General features: G+C 71.4%; 23 protein-coding genes and 1 pseudogene. 12 read left to right on the top strand and 12 right to left on the bottom strand.

The genetic code is table 11. The features are described from left to right. Positions 1–91 precede the first annotated feature (91 nt). On the bottom strand, positions 92–760 hold the full coding sequence (locus ACFU5K_RS20735) for a TetR/AcrR family transcriptional regulator (protein WP_384063680.1): 669 nt from the start codon (positions 758–760) through the stop codon (positions 92–94). A gap of 162 nt (positions 761–922) precedes the next feature. Here ACFU5K_RS20735 and ACFU5K_RS20740 point away from each other — a divergent pair, with 162 nt between their 5' ends. Both ACFU5K_RS20740 and ACFU5K_RS20745 read left to right on the top strand, forming a co-directional pair. Continuing rightward, positions 923–1,735: a phosphatase PAP2 family protein gene (locus ACFU5K_RS20740; RefSeq protein WP_384063682.1), complete on the top strand. Its 813-nt coding sequence runs from the start codon at positions 923–925 to the stop codon at positions 1,733–1,735. After that, complete coding sequence (locus ACFU5K_RS20745; RefSeq protein WP_384063684.1) at positions 1,732–2,742, top strand: hypothetical protein; 1,011 nt, start codon at positions 1,732–1,734, stop codon at positions 2,740–2,742. Before ACFU5K_RS20740 ends, ACFU5K_RS20745 begins: the two co-directional genes overlap by 4 nt. On the opposite strand, the gene ACFU5K_RS20750 is transcribed toward ACFU5K_RS20745, so the two are convergent. Together ACFU5K_RS20750 and ACFU5K_RS20755 are read right to left on the bottom strand one after the other, a co-directional pair. Continuing rightward, entirely contained in the window at positions 2,698–3,270 is a 573-nt protein-coding gene (locus ACFU5K_RS20750) for a PadR family transcriptional regulator (protein WP_384063687.1), read from the bottom strand. The two genes, ACFU5K_RS20745 and ACFU5K_RS20750, sit on opposite strands and share 45 nt — an antisense overlap. 35 nt (positions 3,271–3,305) lie before the next feature. Continuing rightward, positions 3,306–5,321 carry an FAD-dependent oxidoreductase gene (locus ACFU5K_RS20755; protein WP_384063776.1) on the bottom strand — a complete coding sequence of 672 codons (2,016 nt, stop codon included), beginning with the start codon at positions 5,319–5,321 and terminating at the stop codon, positions 3,306–3,308. 229 nt (positions 5,322–5,550) lie between these two features. Here ACFU5K_RS20755 and ACFU5K_RS20760 point away from each other — a divergent pair, with 229 nt between their 5' ends. Next, on the top strand, positions 5,551–6,093 hold the full coding sequence (locus tag ACFU5K_RS20760) for a DoxX family protein (protein ID WP_384063690.1): 543 nt from the start codon (positions 5,551–5,553) through the stop codon (positions 6,091–6,093). Positions 6,094–6,184: 91 nt separating this feature from the next. Beyond that, a complete protein-coding gene (locus ACFU5K_RS20765; RefSeq protein WP_384063692.1) occupies positions 6,185–7,027 on the top strand; it encodes a DUF1206 domain-containing protein in 843 nt (280 codons plus the stop codon). A gap of 21 nt (positions 7,028–7,048) precedes the next feature. Here ACFU5K_RS20765 and ACFU5K_RS20770 read toward each other — a convergent pair whose 3' ends face one another. From ACFU5K_RS20770 to ACFU5K_RS20785, 4 genes are all read right to left on the bottom strand, one after another. Beyond that, on the bottom strand, positions 7,049–8,428 hold the full coding sequence (locus tag ACFU5K_RS20770; RefSeq protein WP_384063695.1) for a cryptochrome/photolyase family protein: 1,380 nt from the start codon (positions 8,426–8,428) through the stop codon (positions 7,049–7,051). Then, positions 8,425–9,933 carry an SDR family oxidoreductase gene (locus ACFU5K_RS20775; protein ID WP_384063698.1) on the bottom strand — a complete coding sequence of 503 codons (1,509 nt, stop codon included), beginning with the start codon at positions 9,931–9,933 and terminating at the stop codon, positions 8,425–8,427. Before ACFU5K_RS20775 ends, ACFU5K_RS20770 begins: the two co-directional genes overlap by 4 nt. A gap of 189 nt (positions 9,934–10,122) precedes the next feature. Next, positions 10,123–10,362, bottom strand: a complete 240-nt coding sequence (gene tatA, locus ACFU5K_RS20780; protein WP_384063700.1) for a Sec-independent protein translocase subunit TatA — start codon at positions 10,360–10,362, stop codon at positions 10,123–10,125. A gap of 191 nt (positions 10,363–10,553) precedes the next feature. After that, entirely contained in the window at positions 10,554–10,718 is a 165-nt protein-coding gene (locus ACFU5K_RS20785; protein ID WP_384063704.1) for a hypothetical protein, read from the bottom strand. Positions 10,719–10,826: 108 nt separating this feature from the next. Between ACFU5K_RS20785 and ACFU5K_RS20790 the strand changes: the two genes are divergently transcribed. From ACFU5K_RS20790 to add, 3 genes and pseudogenes are all read left to right on the top strand, one after another. After that, positions 10,827–11,321: a MarR family winged helix-turn-helix transcriptional regulator gene (locus tag ACFU5K_RS20790; protein WP_384063706.1), complete on the top strand. Its 495-nt coding sequence runs from the start codon at positions 10,827–10,829 to the stop codon at positions 11,319–11,321. Positions 11,322–11,427: 106 nt separating this feature from the next. Continuing rightward, positions 11,428–13,566, top strand: coding sequence for an MMPL family transporter (locus tag ACFU5K_RS20795; RefSeq protein WP_384063709.1), 2,139 nt, complete (start codon positions 11,428–11,430; stop codon positions 13,564–13,566). A gap of 9 nt (positions 13,567–13,575) precedes the next feature. After that, positions 13,576–14,543, top strand: a pseudogene (add, locus tag ACFU5K_RS20800) (adenosine deaminase). Between the two features lie 140 nt (positions 14,544–14,683). On the opposite strand, the gene ACFU5K_RS20805 reads toward add, so the two are convergent. Then, positions 14,684–16,168 (bottom strand): SulP family inorganic anion transporter, encoded by a 1,485-nt coding sequence (locus ACFU5K_RS20805; RefSeq protein ID WP_384063712.1) that lies wholly within the window; start codon positions 16,166–16,168, stop codon positions 14,684–14,686. 199 nt (positions 16,169–16,367) lie between these two features. On the opposite strand from ACFU5K_RS20805, the gene ACFU5K_RS20810 reads away from it, so the two are divergent. The 4 genes from ACFU5K_RS20810 to ACFU5K_RS20825 all read left to right on the top strand — a co-directional run bounded on the left by ACFU5K_RS20810 (position 16,368) and on the right by ACFU5K_RS20825 (position 20,909). Continuing rightward, positions 16,368–16,604 (top strand): hypothetical protein, encoded by a 237-nt coding sequence (locus ACFU5K_RS20810; RefSeq protein WP_384063715.1) that lies wholly within the window; start codon positions 16,368–16,370, stop codon positions 16,602–16,604. An 899-nt stretch (positions 16,605–17,503) separates the two neighbouring features. Further along, positions 17,504–18,172: a GNAT family N-acetyltransferase gene (locus ACFU5K_RS20815; RefSeq protein ID WP_384063718.1), complete on the top strand. Its 669-nt coding sequence runs from the start codon at positions 17,504–17,506 to the stop codon at positions 18,170–18,172. Then, positions 18,169–19,881, top strand: coding sequence for an ABC transporter substrate-binding protein (locus tag ACFU5K_RS20820; protein ID WP_384063721.1), 1,713 nt, complete (start codon positions 18,169–18,171; stop codon positions 19,879–19,881). The genes ACFU5K_RS20815 and ACFU5K_RS20820 overlap by 4 nt, the downstream gene beginning before the upstream one ends. After that, positions 19,878–20,909, top strand: coding sequence for a GNAT family N-acetyltransferase (locus tag ACFU5K_RS20825; protein ID WP_384063724.1), 1,032 nt, complete (start codon positions 19,878–19,880; stop codon positions 20,907–20,909). The genes ACFU5K_RS20820 and ACFU5K_RS20825 overlap by 4 nt, the downstream gene beginning before the upstream one ends. Here ACFU5K_RS20825 and ACFU5K_RS20830 read toward each other — a convergent pair. The 4 genes from ACFU5K_RS20830 to ACFU5K_RS20845 are packed head-to-tail and all read right to left on the bottom strand — an operon-like array spanning position 20,861 to position 24,643. After that, positions 20,861–21,850: an EamA family transporter gene (locus ACFU5K_RS20830; protein WP_384063727.1), complete on the bottom strand. Its 990-nt coding sequence runs from the start codon at positions 21,848–21,850 to the stop codon at positions 20,861–20,863. The genes ACFU5K_RS20825 and ACFU5K_RS20830 overlap by 49 nt on opposite strands. Further along, positions 21,847–23,166 (bottom strand): serine hydrolase, encoded by a 1,320-nt coding sequence (locus ACFU5K_RS20835; protein WP_384063730.1) that lies wholly within the window; start codon positions 23,164–23,166, stop codon positions 21,847–21,849. Before ACFU5K_RS20835 ends, ACFU5K_RS20830 begins: the two co-directional genes overlap by 4 nt. Positions 23,167–23,201: 35 nt before the next feature. Then, a complete protein-coding gene (locus tag ACFU5K_RS20840) occupies positions 23,202–23,414 on the bottom strand; it encodes a ferredoxin (protein WP_384063732.1) in 213 nt (70 codons plus the stop codon). After that, positions 23,411–24,643 carry a cytochrome P450 gene (locus ACFU5K_RS20845; protein ID WP_384063735.1) on the bottom strand — a complete coding sequence of 411 codons (1,233 nt, stop codon included), beginning with the start codon at positions 24,641–24,643 and terminating at the stop codon, positions 23,411–23,413. The genes ACFU5K_RS20840 and ACFU5K_RS20845 overlap by 4 nt, the downstream gene beginning before the upstream one ends. 244 nt (positions 24,644–24,887) lie before the next feature. Between ACFU5K_RS20845 and ACFU5K_RS20850 the strand changes: the two genes are divergently transcribed. Further along, complete coding sequence (locus ACFU5K_RS20850) at positions 24,888–25,631, top strand: SDR family oxidoreductase (RefSeq protein ID WP_384063738.1); 744 nt, start codon at positions 24,888–24,890, stop codon at positions 25,629–25,631. The last annotated feature ends 164 nt before the right edge of the window (positions 25,632–25,795 follow it).

Raw genomic sequence — 25,795 nt, forward strand, 5'->3', positions numbered from 1 at the left:
GGAAACCGCCGGCCTGCCGTTTGTGCGCCGACCCCGTCCCCACGGTGCGGCGCGGTGGGCCGTCGTCATCCGCTGGAGCGACGGCCCACGTTCATCGTGCCCCGCTCTCCAGGGGGTCGGTCGGGCAGTTCGGGGGGCTGGTCGGGCAGTTCGGGAGCCCGAGGGAAGGGAGTACGGCGCATTCGATGAAGCGGGTCAGGAAACCCGCGTCCGGATAGCGCCCCTCCAGCAGGGGCATGCTGCGCATCGCTCCGATCACCTGCGCGGCCACGAAGTCCGCGGCGGGGTTGTCGGCCGCGATCTCGCCGCGTCGCACGGCGCGCTCGACCATCGTGTCGATCGCGGCGATCGACGGCGCGATCAGCGTGGAGCGGAGTGCGATGAGGAGGTCGGGATTCTGGAGCGCGGCGTGACCGAGCGCGTGCATCAGGGCCGTGTCCTGGCCGGACGCCGCGTCCACAGCCCGGGCGGCCTCGTGCAGGTCGCCTGCCAGGCTGCCCGTGTCGATGTCCGAGAGCAGTGTTTTGCGGGCGCAGCGCAGGGCGGCGACGACCAGTTCCGGCTTGGACCCCCACTGCCGGTAGAGCGTGGACTTCCCGCACCGTGTGCGCGACGCCACGCCCTCCATCGTCAGCGAGTCGTAACCGCTCTCCCGGAGCAGGTCCAGCACTGCGGCGTACAGCTCTTGCTGGCGCTCCGGTGTGATCTTCGACCGGCGTGACGCGAGTGATGTCTCCTGTGCGGAACCGGGCGACGGCATCTGTTTCCCTCTCAGCAGCTGCGGCGGGACCCTCGGTACGCCAGTGTACCGATACGCGCGTGTACCGATACGCCGACGTATCGGTACACTGGCGTATCGATGCGGCACGGACTGGCCATGCCGACGCGATGACAGCACACCGTCAGCAAAGGGGCACGGGTGATGTACACCCGCAGCGAGCCTGCGGACCGGGAGCCGGACACCTCAGCCCGACCGCCCCTCGTCCGCGAGCTCCTTCTGGTCGCAGGACTCTTCCTCGTCTACAAACTCGGCCGCCAGGCCGTGAACGGACACGTCGACGAGGCCTTCCGCAACGCCGGACACGTATGGAACTTCGAGCGGGCCGCCGGCCTCCCCGACGAGGGGAGCGTGCAGGGTCTGCTCATGCACGGCCGTCACCTCGTCGAGGCCGCGAACACCTACTACGCGACGGTGCACTTCCCGGTGACCCTGGCGTTCCTGGTCTGGCTGTACCTGCGCCGGCCGCGCCACTACGTCTGGTCACGCCGCATCCTTACCGCGCTCACCGGCGCGGCGCTCGTGCTGCACCTGACCTTCCCGCTCGCACCGCCGCGCATGCTGCACGCGGCCGGCCTCGTCGACACCGCTCAGGTCTACGGCCCCTCGGTGTACGGGGACAGTCCCGCGCACGACTCCGTGTCCAACCAGTTCGCCGCGATGCCGTCCCTGCACTTCGGCTGGGCACTCGTGGTCGCCGTCGGAATCATCGTCGCCACCCGCTCCAGGTGGCGCCTGCTCTGGCTGCTGCACCCGTTGATCACCCTGTTCGTCATAGTGGGCACAGCGAACCACTACTGGCTCGACTCGCTCGTGGTCGCGGCCCTGCTCTCCCTGGCCTACGCCGCCCTCCAGCTGCCGCGCACCGAGGGCCCCGCCCACCTGCCGTGGCCGGGTGCCGTCCCCGCCCAGGCGTACGCCTCGCCCGCCTTCGCACGATCGGGGATACGACGATGAACGCCACACTGATCGCCGTCGCTCTCTCCCTGGTCTCCGCCGCCGCCTACGCCTCCGCCGCAGTGGCACAGGCCCGCCTCGCCGCCAGGACCGACCCCTCCACGGGGACGCTGCGCCTGCTGGGCCGGGGTGCCTGGTGGTCCTCGGTCGGCCTGAACGCGGGTGGGGCACTGCTGCACGTCGCCGCCCTGAAGTACGGCCCGCTCACCCTCGTCCAGCCGCTCGGCGCGCTCACCCTCGTCGCCGCGGTGCCGCTCGGCGCGCGCTCGGCCGGCCGCCGGGTCAGCCGTACGGAGTGGCGCGGCACGCTCTTCACCCTCCTCGGCCTCGGCGCACTGCTGCTGGCCGCAGGCGGTTCCGCACCGCACGACACCCTCAGCCTCCCCGAGGTCCTGGGCGTCGGTGCGGTGACGACGGCGCTGATCGCCACGCTCAGCCGCCCGGGAGCCCGCCCCGGCCTCCGGCACGCGGCGGCTTCGGGCATCACGTCGGGAGTGGCCTCCGCCCTCACCCAGACGCTCACCGTCGCGGCCACCGATCACTCCGGCCCGCTGCTCAGCTGGCGACTGGTGAGCGTGGCACTGCTCGTCTCCTTCTTCGCCGTGGGTGGCCTGCTGCTCTCCCAGACCGCCTACCGCGGCGGCCTCGGTGCCCCGCTCGCCGTGGTCACGCTCGCCAACCCGCTGGCGGCCGCCGCGATCGGGCTCGTCCTGCTGGGTGAACGTCTCCAGGGCGGGGTGGCCGGACTGGTCCCCGCGCTCGTCGGCGGCCTCGCCGCCGTGTGGGGTGTGGTCCTGCTCAGCCGCGCGCAGGCGGCGAGCCCGGCCGAGGAAGCGTCGGTACTGCCCGTTCCGCCCACACCGTCGAGGATCGTCATCTCCAGACCCACACCCGTCGCTCCGCGAGCCGCAGAGCAGGTCGCCCCGCGGCCGAAGCCGGCACGGGTGCTCAGGAGGCGTCCGCTAGAGACCGTCGGGCACGGGGCCGGACGCGACCGGCGGGACTGAGCCGTCCAGCTCGTCGATCGCCCGGCTCAGCCAGCCCGTCCAGAACGTCTCCAGGTCGATCCCTCCCCGCAGCACCAGGTGGCGCAGCCGGTCCTCGTCCGCGGTCCGCTCGGGAGGGAAGTCCCGCTCCTCGATCCGCAGATACTCCGCCAGCTGCTCGCGGTGCAGCCCGAGGTGCCTGCGCAGTTCCCCGGCCAGCCCCTGGGTCCCGACCACCGCCGCGGCCCGCATCCTCAGCAGTAGCGGATCGCGGACAGGCTTCGGGTCCTCGGAGAGCCGGACCCAGGCCGACAGCTCCTCGCGGCCCGCGGGCAGCACCTCGTACTCCTTCTTCCGCCCGCGGGCAGGCTGCGCCGCCGGCAGGACCCGGATGTGCCCGGCCTCTTCCAGCCTTCCCAGTTCGCGGTAGATCTGCTGGTGCGTGGACGGCCAGAAGTAGCCGATCGACCGGTCGAACCTCCGCGTCAGCTCCAGCCCTGACGAGGGCTTCTCGAGCAGAGCTGTGAGGATCGCGTGCGGGAGTGACATGGACTGCATCCTAGGGACGGCCGCGGGGGAAACCGTCACAGCTCCGCGGCGACCTCAGTGCCCTGGCGGATCGCGCGCTTGGCGTCCAGCTCGGCGGCCACGTCGGCCCCCCCGATCAGGTGCACCGGCCGGCCGGCGGCGCGCAGCTCCTCGTACAGGTCGCGGCGCGGTTCCTGCCCGGCACAGAGCACCACGGTGTCGACCGCGAGGAGGTGCTGCTCGCCGTCCACTGTGAGGTGCAGGCCCTCGTCGTCGATCAGGTCGTACGAGGCGCCCGCGATCATCGTCACCCCGCGGTGACGCAGCTCGGTGCGGTGGATCCACCCGGTGGTCTTGCCCAGTCCCGCACCGACCTTGGTGGCCTTGCGCTGGATCAGGTGCACCGTGCGTCCCGGCTTCGGACGCTCCGGGACCCGCAGCCCACCCCGGTCCGCGTAATCGGTGTCCACGCCCCACTGCCGGAAGAAGACCTCCGGGTCCAGGCTCGCCTCGCCGCCCCCGTCGGTCAGGAACTCCGCGACGTCGAACCCGATGCCGCCCGCGCCGACGATCGCCACCCGGTCACCGACCTGGGCGCCGTCGCGCAGCACGTCCAGATAGCTGACGACACTGGGGTGACCGGCACCCGGGATCGCGGGGGATCGCGGCTCGACGCCGGTGGCCAGGACGATCTCGTCGAAGTCCGCGAGCGTGGTGGCCGTGGCGCGGGTGCCGAGCCGGAGTTCGGCGCCCTCCTCGGCGAGCCGGGTGCGGAAGTAGCGCAGGGTCTCGTTGAACTCCTCCTTGCCGGGGACCCGCCGCGCGACGTTCAGCTGGCCGCCGATCTCGTCGGCGGCGTCGAAGAGCGTCACCGTGTGCCCACGCTCCGCGGCGGTGACCGCGCAGGCCAGACCCGCGGGACCGGCTCCCACCACCGCGACGCGCTTGCGGACACGGGTCGCCGAGAGCACGAGTTCGGTCTCGTGGCAGGCACGCGGATTCACCAGGCACGAAGTGATCTGCAGGCTGAAGATGTGGTCCAGGCAGGCCTGGTTGCAGCCGATGCAGGTGTTGATCGCGTCGGCCCGGCCCTCGGCCGCCTTGCTGACGAAGTCCGGGTCGGCGAGGAAGGGACGCGCCATCGACACCATGTCCGCGCGGCCGGAGGCCAGGATCTCCTCCGCGAGCTCGGGGGTGTTGATGCGGTTGCTGGTCACCAGCGGCACGGAGACCGCGCCGCGCACCTTCTCGGTCACCCAGGTGAAGGCCCCGCGGGGGACGGAGGTGGCGATGGTCGGAATGCGGGCCTCGTGCCAGCCGATACCGGTGTTGATGATGGTCGCTCCGGCCGCCTCGATCTCGCGGGCGAGGTGGACGACCTCCTCCAGCGTGGAACCGCCCGGCACCAGGTCGAGCATGGACAGCCGGTAGATCAGGATGAAGTCAGGCCCGACGCGCTCACGGACCCGTCGCACGATCTCGACGGGGAAGCGGATGCGGTTCTCGTACGAGCCGCCCCAGCGGTCCTCGCGGTGGTTGGTCGCGGCGACGATGAACTCGTTGATCAGATAGCCCTCGGAGCCCATGATCTCGACACCGTCGTAACCCGCCTGCTGTGCGAGCTCCGCAGCGCGGACGAAGTCCTCGACGGTCGCCTCGACCTCGTCGTCCGTCAGCGCGTGCGGAGTGAAGCCGCTGATCGGGGCCTTGAGCGCGCTCGGTGCCACCAGATCCGGGTGGTGGGCGTAGCGTCCGAAATGCAGGATCTGCATCGCGATCCGGCCACCCGCCGCGTGGACGGCAGCGGTGACCCGGGAGTGCTGCTCCGCCTCGGCCACGGTGGTCATCTTGGCCCCGCCGGGAAAGGAGCACGCCCGGTCGCTCGGCGCGATCCCCCCGGTGACGATGAGGCCCACCCCGCCGCGCGCGCGGGCCGCGTAGAAGGCCGCCATGCGCTCGAAGCCGCGCTCGACCTCCTCGAGACCGATGTGCATCGACCCCATCAGCACCCGGTTGGGGAGCGTGGTGAATCCGAGGTCGAGCGGGCTCAGCAGGGTGGGATACGGGCTCATCCGGGTCTCCTCGCAGGTGTCGTCGAGCCAGTTGTAGACCACCCGAAGGGCTTTATGCAACTAGTTGCACAATGGCGTACGTCGCAGTCCCGGGCAGGCCTGCGCCGTAGTCCCCGCAAGGGTGGGCCACGAATGGAGTAACCCCATCGACCGCCCGCGCCCGAGGCCGAGGAGAGTGGATCGGGTACGGCCCCGCGCCGTCGTTCCTCCTCGTCGACAGGAGAAACCCATGAGCTGCAGTTGCATCAACCGGCGTGACCTCGGCCTCCTCGTACTCAGGGCAGGTACGGGCGCCGTCCTGGCCATCCACGGCGTCCAGAAGCTGAGCCACCTGTTCGGCGGCGGGGGGCTGGAGGGGACCACGGCGGCCATGGAGTCCATGGGCTTCCACCCGCCGAAGCACAGCGCCCTGGCAGCCGGACTGGGCGAGGCGGGCGGCGGGGTCCTGCTGGCTCTCGGCCTCGCCACTCCCGCGGCGGGTGCCGCCGCGGCCGGCACGATGGCGGGAGCTGTCGCCGTACACGCCCCCGCGGGCTTCTTCTGGACCGGCGGCGGCTTCGAGTACCCGGCCTTCCTCGGCTTCACCGCCGCCGCGATCGGGCTGACGGGCGCCGGACGCTACTCCCTGGACCACGCCAGCCGCCATGTGTTCGACCGGTCGTGGTTCGTGGCGCTCACGTTCGCGAGCAGCGCTCTTGCCGCTGCCGCCGCCGTCGGCCGCCGGGCCAAGGGACAGGCCGCGCAGGGCGAGGCGGCGGACGAAGGCGCGTAACGCGCCGAGCGGCCGGCGCGGCAGGCGGGCGGCCGCTCCCGCGCGGTAGTCCCCCTGCATTGATCGCCGTTTCAGGGGCATCAGGCAGTGCATGAATGCGAACGCACTGCCGACGAACGCACGAGGTCAGGCGAGAAGAGCCGCGCGGAGCCGTGCCATGGACGTGGGGGCCCGCGCGGGTTTCGTCGCGCGCGGGGTGATCTACCTCTTGGTGGGGATCCTGGCCCTCCGCATCGCCTTCTCCGACGGGGGCGGGAAGCAGGCCGACCGAGGCGGCGCCATCGCGGAGATAGCCGAGAAGCCCTTCGGGAGCGTCCTGCTCTGGGCGCTCGGCGTGGCGCTGGTGGGCATGGCCCTGTGGCGGCTCTCCGAAGCCCTGTTCGGCCAGGCGGGCGAAGACGGCGACAAGCCGCGCAAGCGCGCCATGGCGGCAGGGCGGTTCGTCTTCTACGGCTTCGTCTCGTACTCCGTGCTCTCCTACGCGGCCGGCGACAAGTCGAGCGGCAGCGGCTCCAGCGACCGCCAGACCGACGACGTCACCGCGCGTGCTCTCGAATGGACCGGCGGCCAGTGGATCGTGGGGATCGCCGGAGCCGTGGTGACGGGTGCGGGTCTCTGGATCGCCTACCGCGCTCTCGCACGCAAGCACCACAAGCATCTGAAGATGGCCGAGATGGCGAGGAGTACCCGTCAGGCGGTGGACGTCGTGGGCGTGTTCGGCGGCACCGTCCGGGGTGCGGTCTTCGCCACGGCGGGTGGATTCGCCATCGCCGCCGCGATCCAGCACGAACCGGGCCGGGCCAAGGGCATGGACGACACCCTGCGCTCCTTCACCGAGACGCCCGTCGGACCCTGGCTGCTCGTCCTCATCGCACTCGGGCTGGCCGCCTTCGGCCTGTTCTCCTGGGCCAACGCCCGCTGGCGCGAGGTCTGACCGGAAGGCTGTCACGGCCCGTCAGCCGAGGCCCCTGGCCTCCTTGAACCGGGCCAGCCCCTCCGACAGCCCGACCACCGGCTCCGGGTAGCCGGAGCCGGACCGTTCCCCCGCCGGGAGTTTCCACGGCTCGAACACCGCGGAACCGGTGACCCCCACCAGCTCGGGCACCCAGCGCCGTACGTACGTCCCGTCCGGGTCGTACCGCCTGGCCTGCGTCACGGGATTGAGTACCCGGTTGGGCCTGCTGTCCGTCCCGGTGCCCGCCACCCACTGCCAGTTGAGCTGGTTGTTGGCGATGTCCCCGTCGACGAGCAGATCCAGGAAGTGACGAGCGCCGGCCCGCCAGTCCACGTACAGCGTCTTGGCGAGGAAACTCGCCGCGATAAGCCGCCCCCGGTTGTGCATCCAGCCCTCGTGGCGCAGCTGCCTCATGGCCGCGTCCACCAGCGGATAGCCCGTGCGGCCCTCCTTCCAGGCGTCCGTGTCGCCCGCCACCGCCTCGTCTGTGCGCCAACGGTCCTGCCGAGGGCGGTAGTCCGAACGGGACGCGGCCGGGCGTGCGGAGAGGACCTGGTGGTGGAAGTCCCGCCAGCACAGCTGCCGTACGAACGCCTCCGCGCCCGGGCCTCCGGCGGCGCGGGCACGGTGCACCAGCTCGACGGACGACACGGTGCCGAAGTGCAGGTGGGGCGAGAGCCGGGAGGTCGCGTCCCCCGCCAGGTCGTCGTGGAGGTCCTCGTACGAGGCGATTGCGCTGCGCCGCCACGCGGTGACGCGCTTGCGGCCTTCCACCTCCCCGCCCTCGGCCAGGCCGGGGGACAGTCCCTCGACCCCGGTCCGCGACGGGAGCGCGGCGGACCCGGGGGCCTCCGGCACACGCACGCCGCGCGGGGCCGGGAACGGCTCGCGCAGCCCCTCGGCGGACCACTTGCGGAAATAGGGCGTGAACACGCCGAAGTGGTCTTTCCCCGAGCCCGAGGGGACCAGGGCTCCGGGCGCGACCGCGGTGATCACCGCGTCGTGCACCCGCAGGCCGCAGCCCGTGGACCCGAGTGCCTCGCGGAGCCGTTCCTCGCGGCGCTGGGCGAAGGCGCTCACGCCCGCCGCCATGTGGACCCACGCCGCGCCCGTCTCGGTGACGACGCGGCCCACCTCCTCGGCCACGTCGCCCTTCCGGACGATCAGCCGTCCACCGCGCTCACGGAGCCCCGCGTCCAGGTCCCGGAGGCAGTCGGCGAGGAACGCGCGCCGGTTGGGGACGTCGAATCCGGCGGCCCCCACGGCCTCGTCGAGGACGAACAGCGGCACCACCTCGTCTGCCGACGCGAGGGCCGCGTGCAGCGGGGGATGGTCGTGGAGACGGAGGTCGGAGGTGAAGAGGACGACGGCCGTGGTCATGCCGGACCACCCGTCCTTCCCTGATTCGCCGCCCGTGCGATGTTGCGGGCCATTCCGCCGAAGACCACCGCGTGGAACGGTGACACGCTCCACCAGTAGGCATGGCCGAGGAGTCCGCGCGGATGGAAGATGGCCCGCTGCCTGTAGTGCGACCGGCCGTCTTCACCCGGCTCCGCGTACATCTCCAGCCAGGCGAGGCCGGGCAGACGCATCTCGGCACGCAACCGGAGCAGACGGCCCGGCTGGATCTCCTCGACCCGCCAGAAGTCCAGCGAGTCCCCGACCCGCAGCCGCTGGGCGTCGCGCCTTCCCCGGCGCAGGCCCACCCCGCCCACCAGCCGGTCCAGCCAGCCCCTGAGGGCCCAGGCCAGGGGGAACGAATACCAGCCGTTGACCCCGCCGATCCCCTCGACGACCCGCCAGAGGGCCTCGGGCGATGCGTCCACGTCGAGTTCGCGGACGTCCGTGTAGAGACTGCCGCCCGCCCAGTCCGGGTCGGTCGGCAGAGGGTCGCTGGGAATGCCCGGGGTGGCGGCGGAGGACCACCGCGTGGTCACGTTGGCCTCGCGCACCCGCTTCAGAGCCAGGGTCAGGGCCTTGTCGAAGGAGAACGGCTGCCCCGGGCCGTCCGGGACGTACTGGGCGATGTCGTGTTCACTGCACACCACCTCGTACCTCAGCGACTCGGCCAGCGGGCGGGCGAGTTGGCGGGGGACGGGAGTGACCGCCCCGATCCAGATGCTGGACAGCCCCGGACTCAGCATCGGCACCGGAAGGATGAACCGGCGGAGGCCGGCCACCCGTGCGTACTGCTCCATCATGTGGCGGTACGTGAGGACGTCGGGCCCGCCGATGTCGAAGGCGCGGTTCACGTCGGCGGGCATGCGCGCGCTGCCGACGAGGTACCGCAGGACGTCCTCTACCGCGATCGGCTGGATCCGGGTGGACACCCAACTGGGGGTCACCATCACCGGCAGCCGTTCGGTGAGGTAGCGCAGCATCTCGAAGGACGCCGAGCCCGAACCGAGAATGACCGCCGCGCGCAGCACGGTCGTCGGCACGCCGGAGTCGAGCAGGATGCGCCCGACCTCCGCACGCGAGCGCAGATGGGGCGACAGTTCCCGCGCCGGTACGTCGTCGGGGGTGAGCCCGCCGAGGTACACGATGCGTCCGACGCCCGCTGCCCGCGCCTGTTCGCCGAAGATGCGGGCGGCCTCGCGGTCGGTCTTCTCGAAGCCCGGCCCGCCGGCCAGCGCGTGGACCAGGTAATAGGCGACGTCGATGTCGCGCATCCCCGCAGCGACCGAGTCCGCGTCGGTGACGTCCCCTCTGATCACCTCGGCGTCGGCCGCCCACGGGTAGTCGCGCAGCTTCTCCGGGCTGCGCGCCAGGCAGCGCACCTGATGGCCTGCCTCCAGGAGCTCGGGCACGAGCCGGCCCCCGATGTATCCCGACGCGCCTGTCACCAGACAGCGCAGTCCGCCGCTGTCGTCCTTGCTCTCCATGGCCCCTCGCTCCGGCTCGTGTGTCCTGCGTCCACCGTGTCCCGGTACGGAGTGTTCCGCTTGTCGATGGCAGTCCAACACGCCGAAGCCCACCCCAGGGATGGTGGAGTGGACATCAGTGCGGGTGGGGACGGATGCGAGTCCGTGGAATCGTACGGGCGCCGGCGAGGGTCGCCGAGTCCGTGCCCGTCAGCTCGGGCCGTGCCTCTCGGTCGCGGTGCCCCGGATGACGCGGGGATTCTCCCCGTCGGCGGCCTGCCCGTCCGCCGCGGTCACGGGCGAGCTGCCGTCGGACTTCAGGGCGCGCGCCTCGCTCTTCAGGATCCGTGCCGACTTGCCCAGTGAACGGGCGAGTTCGGGCAGTTTCCTGGCGCCGAAGATCAGGACGACGATGACGAGGAAGATCGCGATCTCGCTTATTCCGAACATGACGGCTGTCTACTCCCTGATCGATGCGGGGTGCGCACCGGACGGTCCCGAGGGGGGCGGGCATTCCCGAGGGTTGCCCGGCGGTTCCGAGGGTGCCGGAACCGTTCGCGCGCGGGCAAATCTACAGCACTGTAGAGGCGGTGCGCGGTGCGTCGCAGAGGGGCGACGCACCGTGCGCCCCGCCCGTGCTCTCAGCCCATCCGGCTGTCCATCTCGGCGGTCCAGCCGCGGTCGTGGGCCTCGTGGTGGCCGACGGCGAATCTGCTGAGGGCGTCGCCGCCCTCCGGGAGGCAGCCCCCTCGCTCGTCCGCCTCCAGCGCGAACTCCAGTCCGCCGGGTCCGGCGATGAAGGTCACCTTGATCTCGTTGACCGGGTCGGAATGCCGGATGAGCTGCGCAAGCGCTCTCTGTGTAGGCCGGCCGAGGAAGTCCGGAAGGTACTGCGCCCGGCCTACTATGGGGCGGTGGACAGTGCAGACGACCCTCGCGACGGACCGCGTTCGGGAGCGACCGGGGCGTCGGACCTCCAGGCCTTGGCCGTGGAGTTGCGCCGGATGAACGGCGAGATCAACCGTCTGGTCCACGCCTTCGCGCACGCGCAGGGTATCCATGCCACCGACGTGCAGGCACTCGGTGCGATCCTCGACTCGGAGGAGCCCCTGACTCCCGGCCGGCTGCGCGAGCACCTCGGCCTCACCTCCGGTGCGGTCACCGCGTGTCTGGACCGTCTCGAACGCGCCGGACACATCCGGCGCGCACGCGACAGTGCCGACCGGCGGGTCGTGCATCTCCACTACGAGGCCGGGGCCAAGGCGGCCGCCCGTTCCTTCTTCATGCCCCTCGCCGAAGCGGCCTCGGGTGCGCGTTCCGCGGCGGAACCGCACGAACTCGCGGCGGCGCTGCGATTTCTCGGCCGTATGAACGAGGAACTCTCCGGGATGCAGGTTCCTCGGCGCTGAGGCCGCGCCGTTCGGGGTAGGCGGTGCGAAGGCACCAGGCTCTGCATGTAATCTCAATCATTGAGATACATCATGATCAAGAGATCGCGGCCGACCCTGGAGTGCCATGTCCACCGCATCGAAGCCGGTTCGCCGGCTGGTTCTTGTACCCGTCTTCTTCGTCCTCGCCTGGCTCGTCGTAGGAGGAGCGTTCGGCTCGTACGCCGGGAAGCTCGGGGAGGTCGCCACCAACGACCAGGCGGCTTTCCTGCCGCAGAGTGCCGAGTCCACGCGTGTCATCGGCGCCCAGAAGGCGTTCAGCAAGCAGGAGACCGTCCCCGCCATCGTCGTGTGGACGTCCGACAACGACGGCGAGCGGCTCGGCCCGGAGCAGCGGGAAGCGGCGACCGCCGCGCTCGCCTCGGTCGAGGGCGGGCCAGGAGTGGCCGGCAAGGTCAGTCCCGCGCTGCCGTCCGAGGACGGCGAGGCGCTTGAGGGCGTCGTGCAACTACGGCCCGACCTGGGGGACGAACTCCCCGACGCACTCGCGGACATCCGGACCGCGGCCGACCGCGTCCCGGGGACCGTGGTCCAACTCGCCGGCCCCGCCGCCTCCCAGGCCGATCTGTCGGACGCTTTCGCGGGCATCGACGGACTGCTCCTCGGTGTCGCCCTGGTGACCGTGCTCGTCATCCTGCTCCTGGTCTACCGGAGTGTCCTGCTGCCCCTGATCATCATCATCGGCGCGGTCTTCGCGCTCGGTGTCGCCTGCGCGATCGTCTACGTGCTGGCCGACCACGATGTGGTGCGGGTCGACGGGCAGGTCCAGGGCATCCTGTCGATCCTGGTCATCGGCGCCGCGACCGACTACGCACTCCTGCTCACCGCCCGGTTCCGCGAGGAACTGGGACGCCTGCCCGACCGGTGGACCGCGATGCGCGCCGCCCTGCGCGAGTCCGCCGGCCCGATCGTGGCAAGCGCCGCGACCGTGGCGCTGGGGCTGCTCGCCCTCCTGCTCAGCGACCTGACGAACAACCGGGCGCTCGGGCCCGTGGGTGCGATCGGCATCGTGTGCTCCGTCCTGAGTGCCCTCACCTTCCTGCCCGCAGTGCTGGTCCTGCTCGGCCGGGCCGCGTACTGGCCTTCCGGTCCGAAGAAGGGGGAGGCGGAGCCCGAATCCGGTTCGAAGGGCATCTGGTCGCGGATCGCGGCGCTGGTGGACCGCGCCCCGCGCAAGGTGTGGGCCGTCACGCTGATCGGCCTGCTCGCGTGCGCGGCGTTCGCGCCGACCCTGAACTCCAAGGGCGTGCCCCTGGAGGAGATCTTCGTCAACGACGCTCCGTCCGTCGCCGCGCAGGAGACGCTGAGCCGCCACTTCCCCGGCGGTTCGGGCAACCCCGCCGTCATCATCGCCGACGCGGACCGGTCGCGACAGGTCGTCGAGGCCGCCGAGAAGGTGAACGGTGTCGCGAGCGCCTCCGCGCTGACGGTCTCGGGCCGCCCGGGCGTCGGGGAGCCGCTCGTCGTGGACGGCCGGGTGCGTATCGACGCCACGCTGTCCGCCGCGGCCGACAGCGACGCCGCCAAGAAGACGGTCACACGACTCCGCGAGGCGGTGCACGCCGTACCCGGTGCGGAGGCGCTCGTCGGCGGCTACACCGCCCAGCAGTACGACACCCAGAAGACCGCCGAACACGACCGCAACATCATCGTGCCGGTCGTGCTCGCCATCATCCTCGTCATCCTGATCGGCCTGCTGCGGTCCCTGCTCATGCCGGTGCTCCTGGTGGCGACGGTGGCCCTCAACTTCCTCGCCACCCTGGGGATCTCGTCGCTGGTGTTCCGCCATGTCTTCGGGTTCACCGGCACGGACTCCTCCGTACCGCTGTACGGATTCGTCTTCCTCGTCGCACTCGGCGTCGACTACAACATCTTCCTGATGTCCCGGGTGCGCGAGGAGTCACTGATCCACGGGACCCGGCAGGGAGTGCTGAGGGGACTGACCACCACGGGCGGGGTCATCACATCGGCCGGCGTCGTCCTGGCGGCCACCTTCGCCGCCTTGGGTGTCATTCCGCTCGCCTTCCTGGTCCAGATCGCCTTCATCGTCGCCTTCGGCGTCCTCCTGGACACCCTCGTCGTGCGGTCACTCCTGGTGCCCGCTCTGGTCAGGGACATCGGACGCACCGCCTGGTGGCCCGGCGCGTTGAGCAGGGAAGACAAGGAGACACAGGCACCTGACGGGGTGGCGAAGCCCCTGACGTAGCCTGGCCCGATGCCGACAGGGAAGATCGAACTGCACGTCCATCTCGAGGGTGCGATACGTCCGCCCACGCTGCTGGAGATCGCCCGGCGCAACGGGGAGGCGCTGCCCGCGGACACGGTCGAGGGCCTTGCCGCGCTGTACAGGTTCACCGACTTCCGCCACTTTCTCGACGTGTGGCGGATGACCACCAACTGCCTGCGCACGGCGGACGACTTCCGCCAGGTGGCGGTGGACTACGCACGCGAGGCGAGCAGCCACGGCGCGGTGTACGTCGAGGCCATCTTCTCGCCGGCCGAGCGCGTGGAGTCCCACGGCATCGCGTGGGACGAGATGTACACGGGCTACGCCGAGGGCGCCGTCGAGGCCCGGGAGAGGTTCGGGGTGACCATGACGTTCACTCCGGACCTCTACCGCGGCTGCCCGGTGGAACTGGCCGAGGAGTGCGCCGTGGTCTCCGCGCGCTACCGGGACCGGGGAGTGGTGGGAATCGGGATCGGAGTGATGAGCGGCGAAGCCCGCTCGCCCCGTACGCGGCCGCCGTGCGGATCGCGCGGGACCACGGGCTCGCGTTCGTTCCGCACGCGGGCGAGGTCGGCGGGCCGGAGTCCGTGCGGGAGGCACTCGAACTGGGTGCCGTCAGGGTGCGGCACGGCATCAGGGCGGCCGAGGACCCGCACCTCCTCGCTGAGATCGCCGAGCGCGGAGTCGTGCTCGACGTCTGTCCGACGTCCAACCTCCGCACCGGTGTGGTCGCGGACCTCTCCGGACATCCGCTGCCGCTGCTGCGCGCGGCGGGAGTGCACTGCTCGATCAGCACGGACGACCCCGCCATGTTCGGCACCGATCTCGGCCACGAGTACGAACTGGCCTCGCGGCTGGGCGTTGCCGCCGAGGACGCCCATGCCGCAGGCCTCGCGGGCGCGTTGTGCGACGAGGACACCCGGGCGGCGCTCCGTGGTGAAGGAGCCGCGGCCTGACCCGGCGCCCTCTCGCGCACTCCGTGCGAGCGCCCTGCCCACGGCCGGCGCCGCGGTGTCTGTCACTCCGGCATCGCAGTGATGAGCTGGCCCGCCGGGCTTCCGTTCGGGCTGTCCCGGCGGGCCGTCCGTCCGCACACTCAGGGAGCCGCCGTCACCGCGTCGGTCCGGGTCAGCCGCACCGGCTCGGTGCCCGACGCGCTGTGCCGTTCCGCCCAGTTCTCCAGAGCCGTACGGCAGGCGTGGTCGAGGTGGGTCAGGCCGGAGAGGTCCAGTGAGATGGGCCGGTCGTCGGGGAGGGCCTCCAGGCTGTCGAGTATCTTCGGCAGACGCAGGAAGGTGGCGTTGCCCGACAGCCGGGCCCTGACGCAGCCGCCGCTGCTGTCGACCACCTCCAGTTTGATGTGGGAGGCGTCCCACGCGGCCTTGGCCACCGAGAGCGCCAAGCCGGTCAGGACTCCTTCGAACATGTTCACCGCCACGATGGCGACGGCGGTGACGACGAGGATCAGTGCTTCGCCCCGGTGCTCGCGCCACAGCGTCACGATCGCGCGCAGCGGGATCAGTTTCCATCCGGCGTGGATGAGGATGCCGGCGAGTGCCGGAAGGGGGATGAGCCCGAGCGCGGAGGGCAGCAGCGCCGCGAAGAGGAGCAGCCACACCCCGTGCAGCACGCGCGAGGCCCTGGTCCGCGCACCCGCCCGCACGTTGGCGGAGCTACGCACGATGACGGCGGTCATCGGTAGGGCGCCCAGCAGCCCGCACACCGTGTTCCCGGTGCCCTGTGCCATCAGCTCCTTGTCGTACCGGGTACGTGGTCCGTCGTGCAGCCGGTCCACGGCGGCCGCACTGAACAGGCTCTCCGCCGAGGCGATGAGGGTGAAGGCGGCGACGGTTCCCAGGAGTGCGAGCACGGCCGCCCCGCCGATGTCGCCGAAACCGGGGACCTGGACGGCGTCGAGCAGGCCCTGGACCCGCACCGTGGCGACGGGCAGGCCGAACACCAGCGTGAGCAGCGTGGCCAGTACGACCGCGGCGAGGGCGCCCGGAACGGCACGCACCCGCTTCGGCGTCCTGTTCCACGCCACCACCAGTGCGATGGTTCCGGCGCCCATGGCCAGGGACGTGAGCGCGGGCGTGCTGGACGCCGCTTCGGTGAGCATTCCGGGAATTCCGGCGATCTTGCCGGTCCCGGTGCGCGGAGCCTCCACTCCGGCGGCGGCGTAGAGCTGACCGGCGATGAGGACGAGGCCGATGCCTGCCAGCATGCCTTCCACGACGGAGACGGAGATGGCCCGGAACCAGCGGCCGAGCCGCATCGCACCCATGGCGAGCTGGAGCAGCCCCGTCGCCAGCACGATGACACCCAGTGCGGCCGGTCCGAACGACTGCACCGCTTCGAAGACGAGCACGGTCAGACCGGCGGCAGGCCCCGAGACCTGGAGGCTGCTGCCGCGCATGACGCCCGTGACCAGCCCGCCCACGATGCCGGTGATCAGGCCCAGCTCCGCGGGAACCCCGGACGCCACGGCGACGCCCACGCACAGGGGCAGAGCGACGAGGAAGACGACGATGGACGCGGCGAAGTCCTGCCGCAGGTAGGGGAATTTCGTTCCACGGCCCATGGCGGCCCTCACCCGGTGGCGAACGGCGCCGGGCGGACGCCACCGGGCGGGCTTGCCCAGGCGGCGGTGTCGCTGAGGCGTGGGACCTCTGTGTCAGGGGGATCGACGAGATTCTGCATACCAGTGGTTCCTCCTGGCGCGCCGAAGGACGGCGCGTCGGTGTACGTACGAACTGGGGCTCGGGAGGGCCGGGAGACAGGTGCCCGCACCGACGCGTCACAGCGGACGCCGGCAGGGGCGGATCTTCGGGCGCCTCGGGTCAGCTCAGCAGCGGAACACTTGGAGTACGGGCGAGGAGTGCGCGGTCGAGGATCTGGAAGTGCGCCGCGCGTCGCCCATCGCCGAGACGGAGGCGGGGGCGAACATGCCGGCCGTGTCGTTCGCGACGGCGGACCGCTGCGGTGCGTCGATGGCGGAGGCGCTGGTGGACCGATGACGGTCCCGTTGGCGCAGGAGGCCGCTCGGCTCACCCCGGCGATCGGGCGCGCCGCAGGTGCCGTATTCCCGGTGCGGCTCCTCGGGAGCCGTTTCAGCGAGCCTGTCCGTCTTGATCGCCGTAGCGGACACATGGGCATGGGTGCCGGGTGTACCGGAGAGAGGGAGCTGTGGTGCCAGGAGGAGGCTCATAAGAAGAGCGAGCACGAACCGGACCGCCGCCGCTCGCACCATTCTCCTCCTCCCGTACTCCATCTCTCCTTCGTGACGCTAACAGGCAAAAGCGCTTATGGAGTTAACCCTTTGTGAAGAGTCCGGAAGTCGACGTGCGAACGAGTTGCAATGTGCGCCGGGGCGCCGATGGCCTGCGGAAGTACCACCGGACCCGCCCTCGGTACGCGGCGACGTGTGAGACCGGCGTCGATGTGCGTGGCCACTGAATCCGGAGGTGAGTGGAATGCGAGTTATTCGCACATCGGTTCGGCGGTGTACGGGGAGCGGTCGCCGCAGAATGGCGGACGCGCAATGAGGGACCGGTGGCCTGGAACGTCCGAACTTGAATTCGTCATCTAATGCCTACTGCAAACCCGGCGCCATGGCCGGAAATACATGGGGGTGCTCGGCCCTCGTCGGGCACGTCCACTTCCGCCGGAGGCGCCTCGGCGGAGTTACGCGGCCCACAGCGCCTGGCACTGGCCCTGTGGGATGCTGGCCTCGTGAACCTGGAGGACCTCGTCCGGCTCCGCCGGGCCCGTGACCGGATGGACCGCGACTACGCGAACCCACTGGACGTGCCCGTCCTCGCAGCCACGGCCCTGATGTCGCCCGGTCACTTCTCCCGCAGCTTCCGGGCCGCCTACGGGGAGACGCCGTACAGCTACCTGATGACGCGCAGGATCCGTGCGGGACACGTCCCTGGTCGCGCTGCTGGAGAGCCGCGGCTACCACCACCATCCCTCGGACCACTACGCCTGGCTGGACATCCCGCAGGGCGGCTTCGAGCAGTTCGTCCAGGAGATGAGCGCCCACCGCCGCCGCCGGGTGCGCCTGGAGCGCCGGGCGCTGGCCGAGGCGGGCGTCGAGGTGAACGTCGAACCGCTGACCCAGGCGCTCTGCCCACGCCTGGGGCAGCTCGACGCCAACCTCCTTCGCAAGTACGGCAATCCGGCGAGCGACGAGGGCTCCGCGCGCATGATCGGCCGGATCGCCGAGATCATGGGCGACGACGTCCTGGTGTCCGTGGCCCGGCAGCAGGGCACCGTCATCGGCTTCGGCATGGTGCTGCGCTCCCGGGCCCGCGGCGTGGAGCAGTGGTACGGCCACCGCGCCGGCTTCGACTACGAGGCCCAGGGAAAGCTGCCGCTCTACTACGACGTCCTGTACTACGAGGTGCTGGACGCCGCCGCGAAGGAGGGTGCGACCGTCCTGCACGCCGGCATCGGCAGCGTCGACGCCAAGCTGGCCCGTGGCTGCCGGGTCAGCGAACAGCGTTCCTACCTGCGGCCGTTGCCCCGCACCGAAGACACCGCGGACACGCTCGCCGAGCACCGGGAGACGTCGACACCATGAGTTCCGCAACCGGCTCCCAGGAGGGCGGCGGCTGGAACGCCGCCGTCGGAGCGAGCGTCAATCCCTCGGACCGGCGCGGGGGTACCCTGCGGCTGGTCTCCTCTGCCGATGTCGACTCCCTCGACCCCGCCCGGACCTACTACGTCTGGGTGTGGCTGCTGCAACGGCTGCTGAACCGTACCTTGATGGCCTACCCCACCGATCCGGGGCCGGCCGGCCTGGTGCCCGTTCCCGACCTCGCCGAGGCGCCGGGGGTGGCGAGCGACGGCAACCGGACCTGGACCTACCGGCTCCGTGAGGGCGTCCGTTTCGACGACGGCACCCCGGTGACGTCGGCGGACGTACGGTACGCCGTGCAGCGGATCTTCGCGCAGGACGTGCTCCCCGGCGGCCCGACGTATCTGGTGCCGCTGCTGGACGACCCGGACCGCCCGTACGCCGGTCCCTACCGGGGCGATGACGGCGGTGACGACGGCCTGCCCGCCGTGCTCACCCCCGACGCGCGCACGATCGTGTTCCGGCTGCGCACCCCGTTCTCCGACTTCGACCACCTGATGGCCCAGCCCTGCGTCTCCCCCGTGCCACGACAGGCGGACACCGGTGCGCGCTACGGCGACGACCCGCGCTGCACCGGCCCCTACCGGGTCGCCGAACACCGGCCGGGCAGCCGGCTCCTGCTGGAACGCAACCCGTACTGGGAGCGGGCGACCGACCCCGTGCGGCCGGCTCTCCCGGACCTGGTGGACGTCACCATCGGCCTCGGCCTGGACGACATGGACGAGCGGCTGACCGCCGGGGAGTTCGACATCAACCTGGAGGGGCGCGGCCTCCAGCACGCCGCCCAGGCCCGCCTCGCGGACGACCCGGTGCTGCGCTCGCGCACCGACAACCCGAAGACGAGCTTCCTGCACTTCGTCTCGCTCCAGCCGCACATCCCGCCGTTCGACAACGTGCACGTGCGGCGGGCCGTGCACTACGCGGCCGACAAGATCCTGCTCCAGGAGGCCCGCGGCGGTCCGGTCACCGGGGGCGATCTGACCACCGCGCTGTTCCCGCCGAAGCTCCCCGCCCATCAGCCGCTCGACCGGTACCCGACCGGCCCCGGGCTGCGCGGCGACCTTGACGCGGCCCGCGCGGAGCTGGCCGCCGCCGGGCTGCCCGACGGCTTCGACGCCGTCATCGGCACCCAGCGCGGCAAGTTCAGGCTGGTCGCCGACGCCGTCGTGAAGTCGCTCGCCCGGGTCGGCATCCGGCTGACCGTCAAGGAACTGGACGTCGCGACGTACTTCAGCCAGGGCGCGGGCTCGCCCGAGACGATCCGCAAGCACGGGCTCGGCCTTGTCGTCACCGACTGGGGCGCCGACTTCCCCACCGAGTACGGCTTCCTGGCCCCTCTGGTGGACGGCCGGCTGATCCGTCCCGGCGGCGGCAACTGGAACATCGCCGAACTCGACGACCCGGAGGTCAACGAGCTGATCGACACCGGGCTGCACACCGCCGACCCCACCGCGCGCGCCGAACTGTGGCGCGAGGTGGAACGGCGGGTCATGGACCACGCGGTCATCCTCCCGCTGGTCCACGACAAGACCCTGCACTACAGGGGCCCGCGCACGACCAACGTGTATGTCCACCCCGCCTTCGGCCTGTACGACATCCAGGCCATGGGCGTGACCGATACCCGCACCGACCGGGAGTACGACGACGTATGAACTACGCAGCAGCGGACATCCGCTTCGTCCCGCTGGACGCCGACGACCCGGCCACGTCGGACGCCTGGCTCCGGCTGACCACGGAGGGCGCCGAGGACGTCCCGCTGTCCGCCGCCCCGCCCTGCGCGGCGGACCTGACCGGATCGGTGCGCTTCGCACCCCCGGACACCGCTCTGGCCGACGAGGTCGCCTTCCTGGACGGGCAGGCGGTCGGCGCACTCCGGCTCGTGCTGCCCGACGGGGCACCGGTCGCGGTCGTCGACCAGTTGCTGACCGCGCCGAAGGAGCGCCGCCAGGGCATCGGGACCGCCATGTTCCGGCGGGCCCGCGCGCTGGCCGGACAGCACGGCCGCACCCTGCTGGTGGGAGATGTGGTGGAGGCGCTGCCCGGAGGGCCGGTACGGCACGAGGGCCCCGCGGCGTTCGCCGCCGCGCTGGGGGCCACCAGGTCCGACCGCCCCGAGGGAGTCCACCAGTGGCTCGACCTCGACCGGCACGACCCGTCGGCCGGCGGCATCCCCGAGGTCCCGGCCGGCTACCGGCTCCAGCGGTGGGGCACCGTCACGCCCGACGCGTTCGCGATCGCGGTGTCCGAGCTGGGCCAGTCGCTGGGCGAGAGCCTGCCCGAGACGTGGGGGGAGGGTCCCGAGGCGGTCCGCACCAGTCATGTGCGGCGGTACGAGCGGATGCGGGTGGGCCGCGGGCGACGCGCGTACCACGTGGGGGCCGTCCACGAGGAGACCGGTGAACTCGCCGGATTCACCAGTGCTTCCAAGACGACCGGCAATCCGCAGCACCTGCTCCAGGGCATGACGGTGGTGGCCCGGCGGCACCGCGGTCACGGCCTGGGGCTGCTCCTCAAGCTCGCGAACCTCGCCCATGTGCGGGAGTACGAGCCACGGGTCCGCCTGATCGAGACGGCCAACGCCGATGACAACAGCCCGATGATCGCCCTCAACCGGGCGATGGGCTTCGTCCCTCAGGAGCGTCTGGTCTCCTGGGAGGCGCCGGTCGCCCCGGCCGGCTGACCGCCCGGCGGCCGTCCTCCGCGTCCCTCGGGCTGGCGGGGGGCGGCCGTCGTACTGTTGCGGTCCCGCAGGAACCGCGGCAGCCAGCCGGTGCCGAGCAGCACCCCCGCGACCACGGCGATCGCGCCTGCCAGCGCCCAGCCGGTGGGCCGTTCGTGCAGCGCCAGCCAGGCACCGGCCATGCCGACCACCGGCACCAGCATCGAGAACGGCGCCACCACACCCGCCGGGTAGCGCTTGAGCAGCGCCGTCCAGATCCCGGAGCCCACGACACTGCCCAGCACCGCGATGTAGACGAGCGCGACCAGGCCCGGCCAGCCGTCCGGGGTGAAGGCCGAGCCGAGGGCCCGCCATCCCGTGGCCGGCCCCTCCATCACCGCGGACAGCGCGAGCAGCGGCAACGGCGGGATCACCGCCATCCACAGTGCGAAGCGCAGCGGGTACTCGGGCTTCGCCTGCCGGCTCGCCAGGTTGCCGACCGCCCAGCCGAGCGCGGCCAGCACGGTCAGCACCAGCGGCAGCAGTGGCGCCGTACGCGCCCGGTCCACCGCGATCACGGCCATGCCCGCCACCGCCAGCCCGATCCCGCCCAGTTGCCGTCCGGTCACACGCTCACGCAGCAGCAGCGCCCCGAGCAGCACGGTGAACGGCGCCGAGGCCTGCACCACGACGGACGCCAGCCCCGAGGGCATGCCCTGCTCGATGGCGAGGAACAGCAGCCCGAACTGGGCCACGCCGAAGCCGAGTCCGTATCCCAGCAGCCAGCGCAGCCGCACTCCCGGGCGTGGCACGAAGAGGACCACCGGCACCGCGAGGACCAGGTAGCGGAGTGCCGCCAGGAAGAACGGCGGGAAGTGGTCCAGGCCGACCCGCACCGCGAGGAAGTTCAGCCCCCAGAGCACGGCCACCAGGACGGCCAGCGACCGGTCCCTGGCGGTCACCGGGGGGTACCGTCGAGCAGGCCGGACGCAATGACGCGACCGCCCATGCCCCTCAGGAACTGTCCGTCGCCGATGAGCTTCTGGTCATCGGCACACTGCTGGAGCACCAGCGTGCAGCGGACGCCGTCGGGGTCCTCCAGCAACCAGCAGAACATCATGACGCCGGGGCACGAACCGCCCTTGAACACCACCCGCGGCCAGCGTGCGGAGTCGACGGGAACCCCGGGATACGCCGCCAGGATGTCGTCGACGATCCCGCTCGTGTCCCGTACCCCGTCCTCGGCCAGGGCGCCGAGCACCCGCGTCACGTCCCAGGCGCTCATGTGCCAGTCCAGGCCCAGCTGGTGCACGGTCGGGCCGAGGTCCGACCCGCGCACGGTCATCGGGCCGTCGATCCGCTCCAGCAGACACCGGCGGCCGTTCTCGTCCGCGGTAGCCCACCGGGCCCGCAGCCGGGGGTCGCCCCAGCCGATCTCGAAGACCTCATGGCTCGTCAGGAACGGGCGCAGAAGTGACGGATCGCTGTGCCCGCCCTCCGCCACGGCCCGTTCCACCGCATCCCGGCCCAGCAGGTCCTGGATCAGGTCGGCGGCGGTGTTGTCGCTCATCGCGATCATCTTGTACGCGGTCTCGCGCACCGCGACCCGGGTGCCGTCCGGCAGTTCCTGCATGTCTCCGGTGGGCAGACTGCGCAGGGCCGGGGTGACCGTCACCTCGTCGTCCCACCGGACGGCGCCGGCGGCGACCGCCTGTGCCAGCGCCCGCATCAGGTACAGCTTGTACGAGGAGCCGTTGGGCATCGGCCGGTCGGCGTCCTTGGCGTACAGCGTCCTGGTCACCCCGCCCTCTTCACGCGTCACCAGGGCCGACCAGGTCACGCCTGGCTGCTCCAGCGCCCGCGCCAGGTCATCCCACCCGTGCACCGGTGGCGTGACCGTCTCGGGCCCGAGGTGCAGGACGCGTATCAGCCCGGTGGAGTCGAGGGTCAGCGAAAGGGTGGAGCGGACGCCCGCCGGGCCCTCCAGGGTGACCCATGACTTGTGGGCCACCGGCTGGTAGTCGGTGACGGTGAACGGGCCGAGTTCGCGCCACTGTTGGAGCGTCGCGGCGAATCCCTGGGGAAACCGGGCGAGGAAGACGGAAACGAAGTTTCCGGACAGGTCCTCGTCCCGGGGCGCCGCGGGGGCGGTGAGCAGCTTCACCGCCCAGCGGGTGCGCTGCCCGAGCGGGGTGCCGTCCCCGTCGAGCGCGGCCTGCACGTCCGGGTGGACACTGGCGTCGGAACCGGGCAGGCCGGAACCGGGCAGATCGATCATCATCGCTCCTCGACGGCCGTTGCCGACCGGTGGTGTCAGTCCTCGGTGACAGTGATGGCCGTGCAGGGGCAGAGCTCGGCGCACAGCCGGACCGTCTCGTGCAGTTCGGGCGGCGGTTCGGCCACGAGAAGAATCACCGTGCCACTTTCCGGGTCCTGGTCGAAGACCAGCGGCTCGGTCGCCGCGCACCGGCCCATCGCGCAGCAGGCGTCCGTGTCCACGGCCACGGTCAGCCGGACGGCGCTCACCAGGTCACCGGCAGTGCGGCGAGCCCGTAGCTGGACACCTCGTGCCGGAAGTCCAGTTCGCCGAACGGCACGGCCAGCCGGGCGCCGGGCATCCAGCGCAGCACGCCGGCGAGCATCTCCTCCAGTTCCACCTTGGCCAGCCACTGGCCGAGGCACTGGTGGATGCCGTGGCCGAAGGCCAGATGGCGCCGGGCGTCCCGGCCGGGGTCCAGTGCGTCGGGGGCGGGGAAGACCGACTCGTCGCGGTTGCCGGCCGAGAGCGACACGACCACGCCCTCGCCCGCCCGGATCGTCACGTCGCCGAGCTCCACGTCCTCCAGTGCCGCGCGGGCGAGCCCGTTCTGCACGATGGAGTGGTAGCGCAGCAGTTCCTCGACCGCCTTCGGCAGCAGTTCGGGGTCCTTGGCGAGCGCGTCGGCCAGGCCCTGGTCGGTGACCAGGCTCAGCAGGCTGAGGCTGGCCTGGCTGGTCGTCGTGCCGTGACCGGCCACCAGCAGCAGCCGGCACATCGGGACCATCTCCTCGACGGTCAGTGTGCCCTTGCGCACCTGGTCGACGACCAGCCTGCTCAGCAGGTCGTCGCCGGGCTCGGGCATCCGCATGCGCTCCTCGACCACCTCGCGCAGCAGGCCGTCCAGTTCGTCGCGCGCGGCGGCGACCTGCTCGGGCCGGTAGCCTCGGTCGATAAGAATTCCTGCGCGGCTCTCGATCAGTTCGCGCTGCTCGTCACAGACGCCGAAGAGCAGGGCGATGACCCGGGAGGGAACGGGAATCGTCAGCCCGCGCACGAGGTCCACCGGGCGTTCGCCCTCGGCCAGGGCGCCGAGCATCTCGTCCAGGTGCTCCCGCAGGACAGGCCGCATCGCCTCCGCCCTGCCGTGCAGGAAGTCGCGGGTGAGCATGGACCGCAGCCGCGAGTGGTCGGGGTCGTCCATGCGGATGAAGGAGGCTGTGTGCGGCTTGTCCCGTACGAGGACGGACGTGGTCGTCATCATCGGGAAGCCGGGCGCACTGGTCACCGCGGTGAACCTGCGGTCGGCGAGCACCGCGCGGACGTGGGGGTGCGCCGTCACGAGCCACACCTGGCTGCCGTCCCACATCGTGATGCGGCTCGCCGCCGGGCCGGACCTCAGCAGGGCGAGCGGTGGCGGCGGATCGATCGGGGAGACGCGCTCCATCGGGTAGGACGGTGCGGCCGTCACCTTCGGGGATGCTGCGTCCTGCGTCATGGGTCCCACCTATCGCTGCACGGGCATGCCGACGTGAAGTAGCGGCCCCATCCTCACCGCCCGCCGCCCGGCCTCCCCTTCGGGGGGACCCGACCCGCATAACAAGCCATCAACGCACATAACAGCGGCCGCCGAAGGCCGTTCACCGCGCGTACACCGGGCTGGTACGGTCGGCGCGCCGTACCGTCGGACGCTTTTCGGCCGGATTCCCGGTCCGGCCCAACACCCCGAGAACGAGGACCACATGAGTTCATCGCTACAGGGACACGTCGCGCTCGTCACAGGAGCGGGATCAGGAATCGGCCGTGCCACCGCACGCGCCCTTGCCGGCGCCGGGGCCTCGGTCGCCGTCGCGGGACGGCGCCTGGACCGCCTCGAGGAACTGCGCACCGAACTGGAGGCGAAGGGCGCGACCGTCCTGGTCCTCGAACTGGACGTCACGGACGAACAGGCCGTGGCCGCGGCCGTGCGTTCCACCGTCGGGACACTCGGCCGGCTCGACATCCTGGTGAACAACGCGGGGCTGATGCTGCTGGGGCCGGTGGAGGACGCCGACACCACCGACTGGACCCGGATGATGGACACCAACGTCATGGGCCTGATGTACACGACCCACGCCGCTCTCCCGGAACTGATCAGGAACCAGGGCACGATCGTCCAGATCTCGTCGATCGCCGCCCGGGTCGTCGGACGGGGATCCGCCGTCTACAACGCCACCAAGTTCGCCGTGAACGGCTTCAGCGAAGGGCTGAGGCAGGAGGTGACCGAACGCGGGGTGCGGGTGGTGGTCATCGAGCCGGGAACGGTGGAGACCGAGCTGCGCGAACACATCACGCACGCGCCCTCCAAGGCGGCAATCACCGAACGTGTCGCGAAGATACGGCAGTTGCAGAGCGAGGACATCGCCGAGGCGGTGCTGTACGCAGTCACCGCTCCCCCGCACGCCACGGTCAACGAGATCTTCATCCGCCCCACCGATCAGGCCTGAGACACACCTCCACGGCGGGCACCGCGGTGCGCGGTGCCCGCCTTCGTGCTGTCCGGGGCCGCCCGGGCCGCTCCGGGCGAGAGGAGCGAGCGAAGAGAACGCCTGCCTAACGTGAGCCGCATCAGGCCGTCACAGGTGAAGAAGAGGCGTCATCCATAACCGTA

The sequence above is a fragment of the Streptomyces sp. NPDC057428 genome, from assembly GCF_042803195.1.
Classification (GTDB): Bacteria; Actinomycetota; Actinomycetes; order Streptomycetales; family Streptomycetaceae; genus Streptomyces.

Excerpts from the sequence above, each read along its gene's own strand:
- tatA (WP_384063700.1), bottom strand. The coding sequence starts at position 10,362 with ATGTTCGGAATAAGCGAGATCGCGATCTTCCTCGTCATCGTCGTCCTG.
- ACFU5K_RS20745 (WP_384063684.1), top strand. The coding sequence starts at position 1,732 with ATGAACGCCACACTGATCGCCGTCGCTCTCTCCCTGGTCTCCGCCGCC.
- ACFU5K_RS20750 (WP_384063687.1), bottom strand. The coding sequence starts at position 3,270 with ATGTCACTCCCGCACGCGATCCTCACAGCTCTGCTCGAGAAGCCCTCG.
- ACFU5K_RS20820 (WP_384063721.1), top strand. The coding sequence starts at position 18,169 with ATGAGTTCCGCAACCGGCTCCCAGGAGGGCGGCGGCTGGAACGCCGCC.
- ACFU5K_RS20850 (WP_384063738.1), top strand. The coding sequence starts at position 24,888 with ATGAGTTCATCGCTACAGGGACACGTCGCGCTCGTCACAGGAGCGGGA.
- ACFU5K_RS20740 (WP_384063682.1), top strand. The coding sequence starts at position 923 with ATGTACACCCGCAGCGAGCCTGCGGACCGGGAGCCGGACACCTCAGCC.
- ACFU5K_RS20770 (WP_384063695.1), bottom strand. The coding sequence starts at position 8,428 with ATGACCACGGCCGTCGTCCTCTTCACCTCCGACCTCCGTCTCCACGAC.
- ACFU5K_RS20735 (WP_384063680.1), bottom strand. The coding sequence starts at position 760 with ATGCCGTCGCCCGGTTCCGCACAGGAGACATCACTCGCGTCACGCCGG.
- ACFU5K_RS20825 (WP_384063724.1), top strand. The coding sequence starts at position 19,878 with ATGAACTACGCAGCAGCGGACATCCGCTTCGTCCCGCTGGACGCCGAC.
- ACFU5K_RS20765 (WP_384063692.1), top strand. The coding sequence starts at position 6,185 with ATGAATGCGAACGCACTGCCGACGAACGCACGAGGTCAGGCGAGAAGA.
- ACFU5K_RS20835 (WP_384063730.1), bottom strand. The coding sequence starts at position 23,166 with ATGATCGATCTGCCCGGTTCCGGCCTGCCCGGTTCCGACGCCAGTGTC.
- ACFU5K_RS20755 (WP_384063776.1), bottom strand. The coding sequence starts at position 5,321 with ATGAGCCCGTATCCCACCCTGCTGAGCCCGCTCGACCTCGGATTCACC.
- ACFU5K_RS20805 (WP_384063712.1), bottom strand. The coding sequence starts at position 16,168 with ATGGGCCGTGGAACGAAATTCCCCTACCTGCGGCAGGACTTCGCCGCG.
- ACFU5K_RS20760 (WP_384063690.1), top strand. The coding sequence starts at position 5,551 with ATGAGCTGCAGTTGCATCAACCGGCGTGACCTCGGCCTCCTCGTACTC.
- ACFU5K_RS20795 (WP_384063709.1), top strand. The coding sequence starts at position 11,428 with ATGTCCACCGCATCGAAGCCGGTTCGCCGGCTGGTTCTTGTACCCGTC.
- ACFU5K_RS20845 (WP_384063735.1), bottom strand. The coding sequence starts at position 24,643 with ATGACGCAGGACGCAGCATCCCCGAAGGTGACGGCCGCACCGTCCTAC.
- ACFU5K_RS20775 (WP_384063698.1), bottom strand. The coding sequence starts at position 9,933 with ATGGAGAGCAAGGACGACAGCGGCGGACTGCGCTGTCTGGTGACAGGC.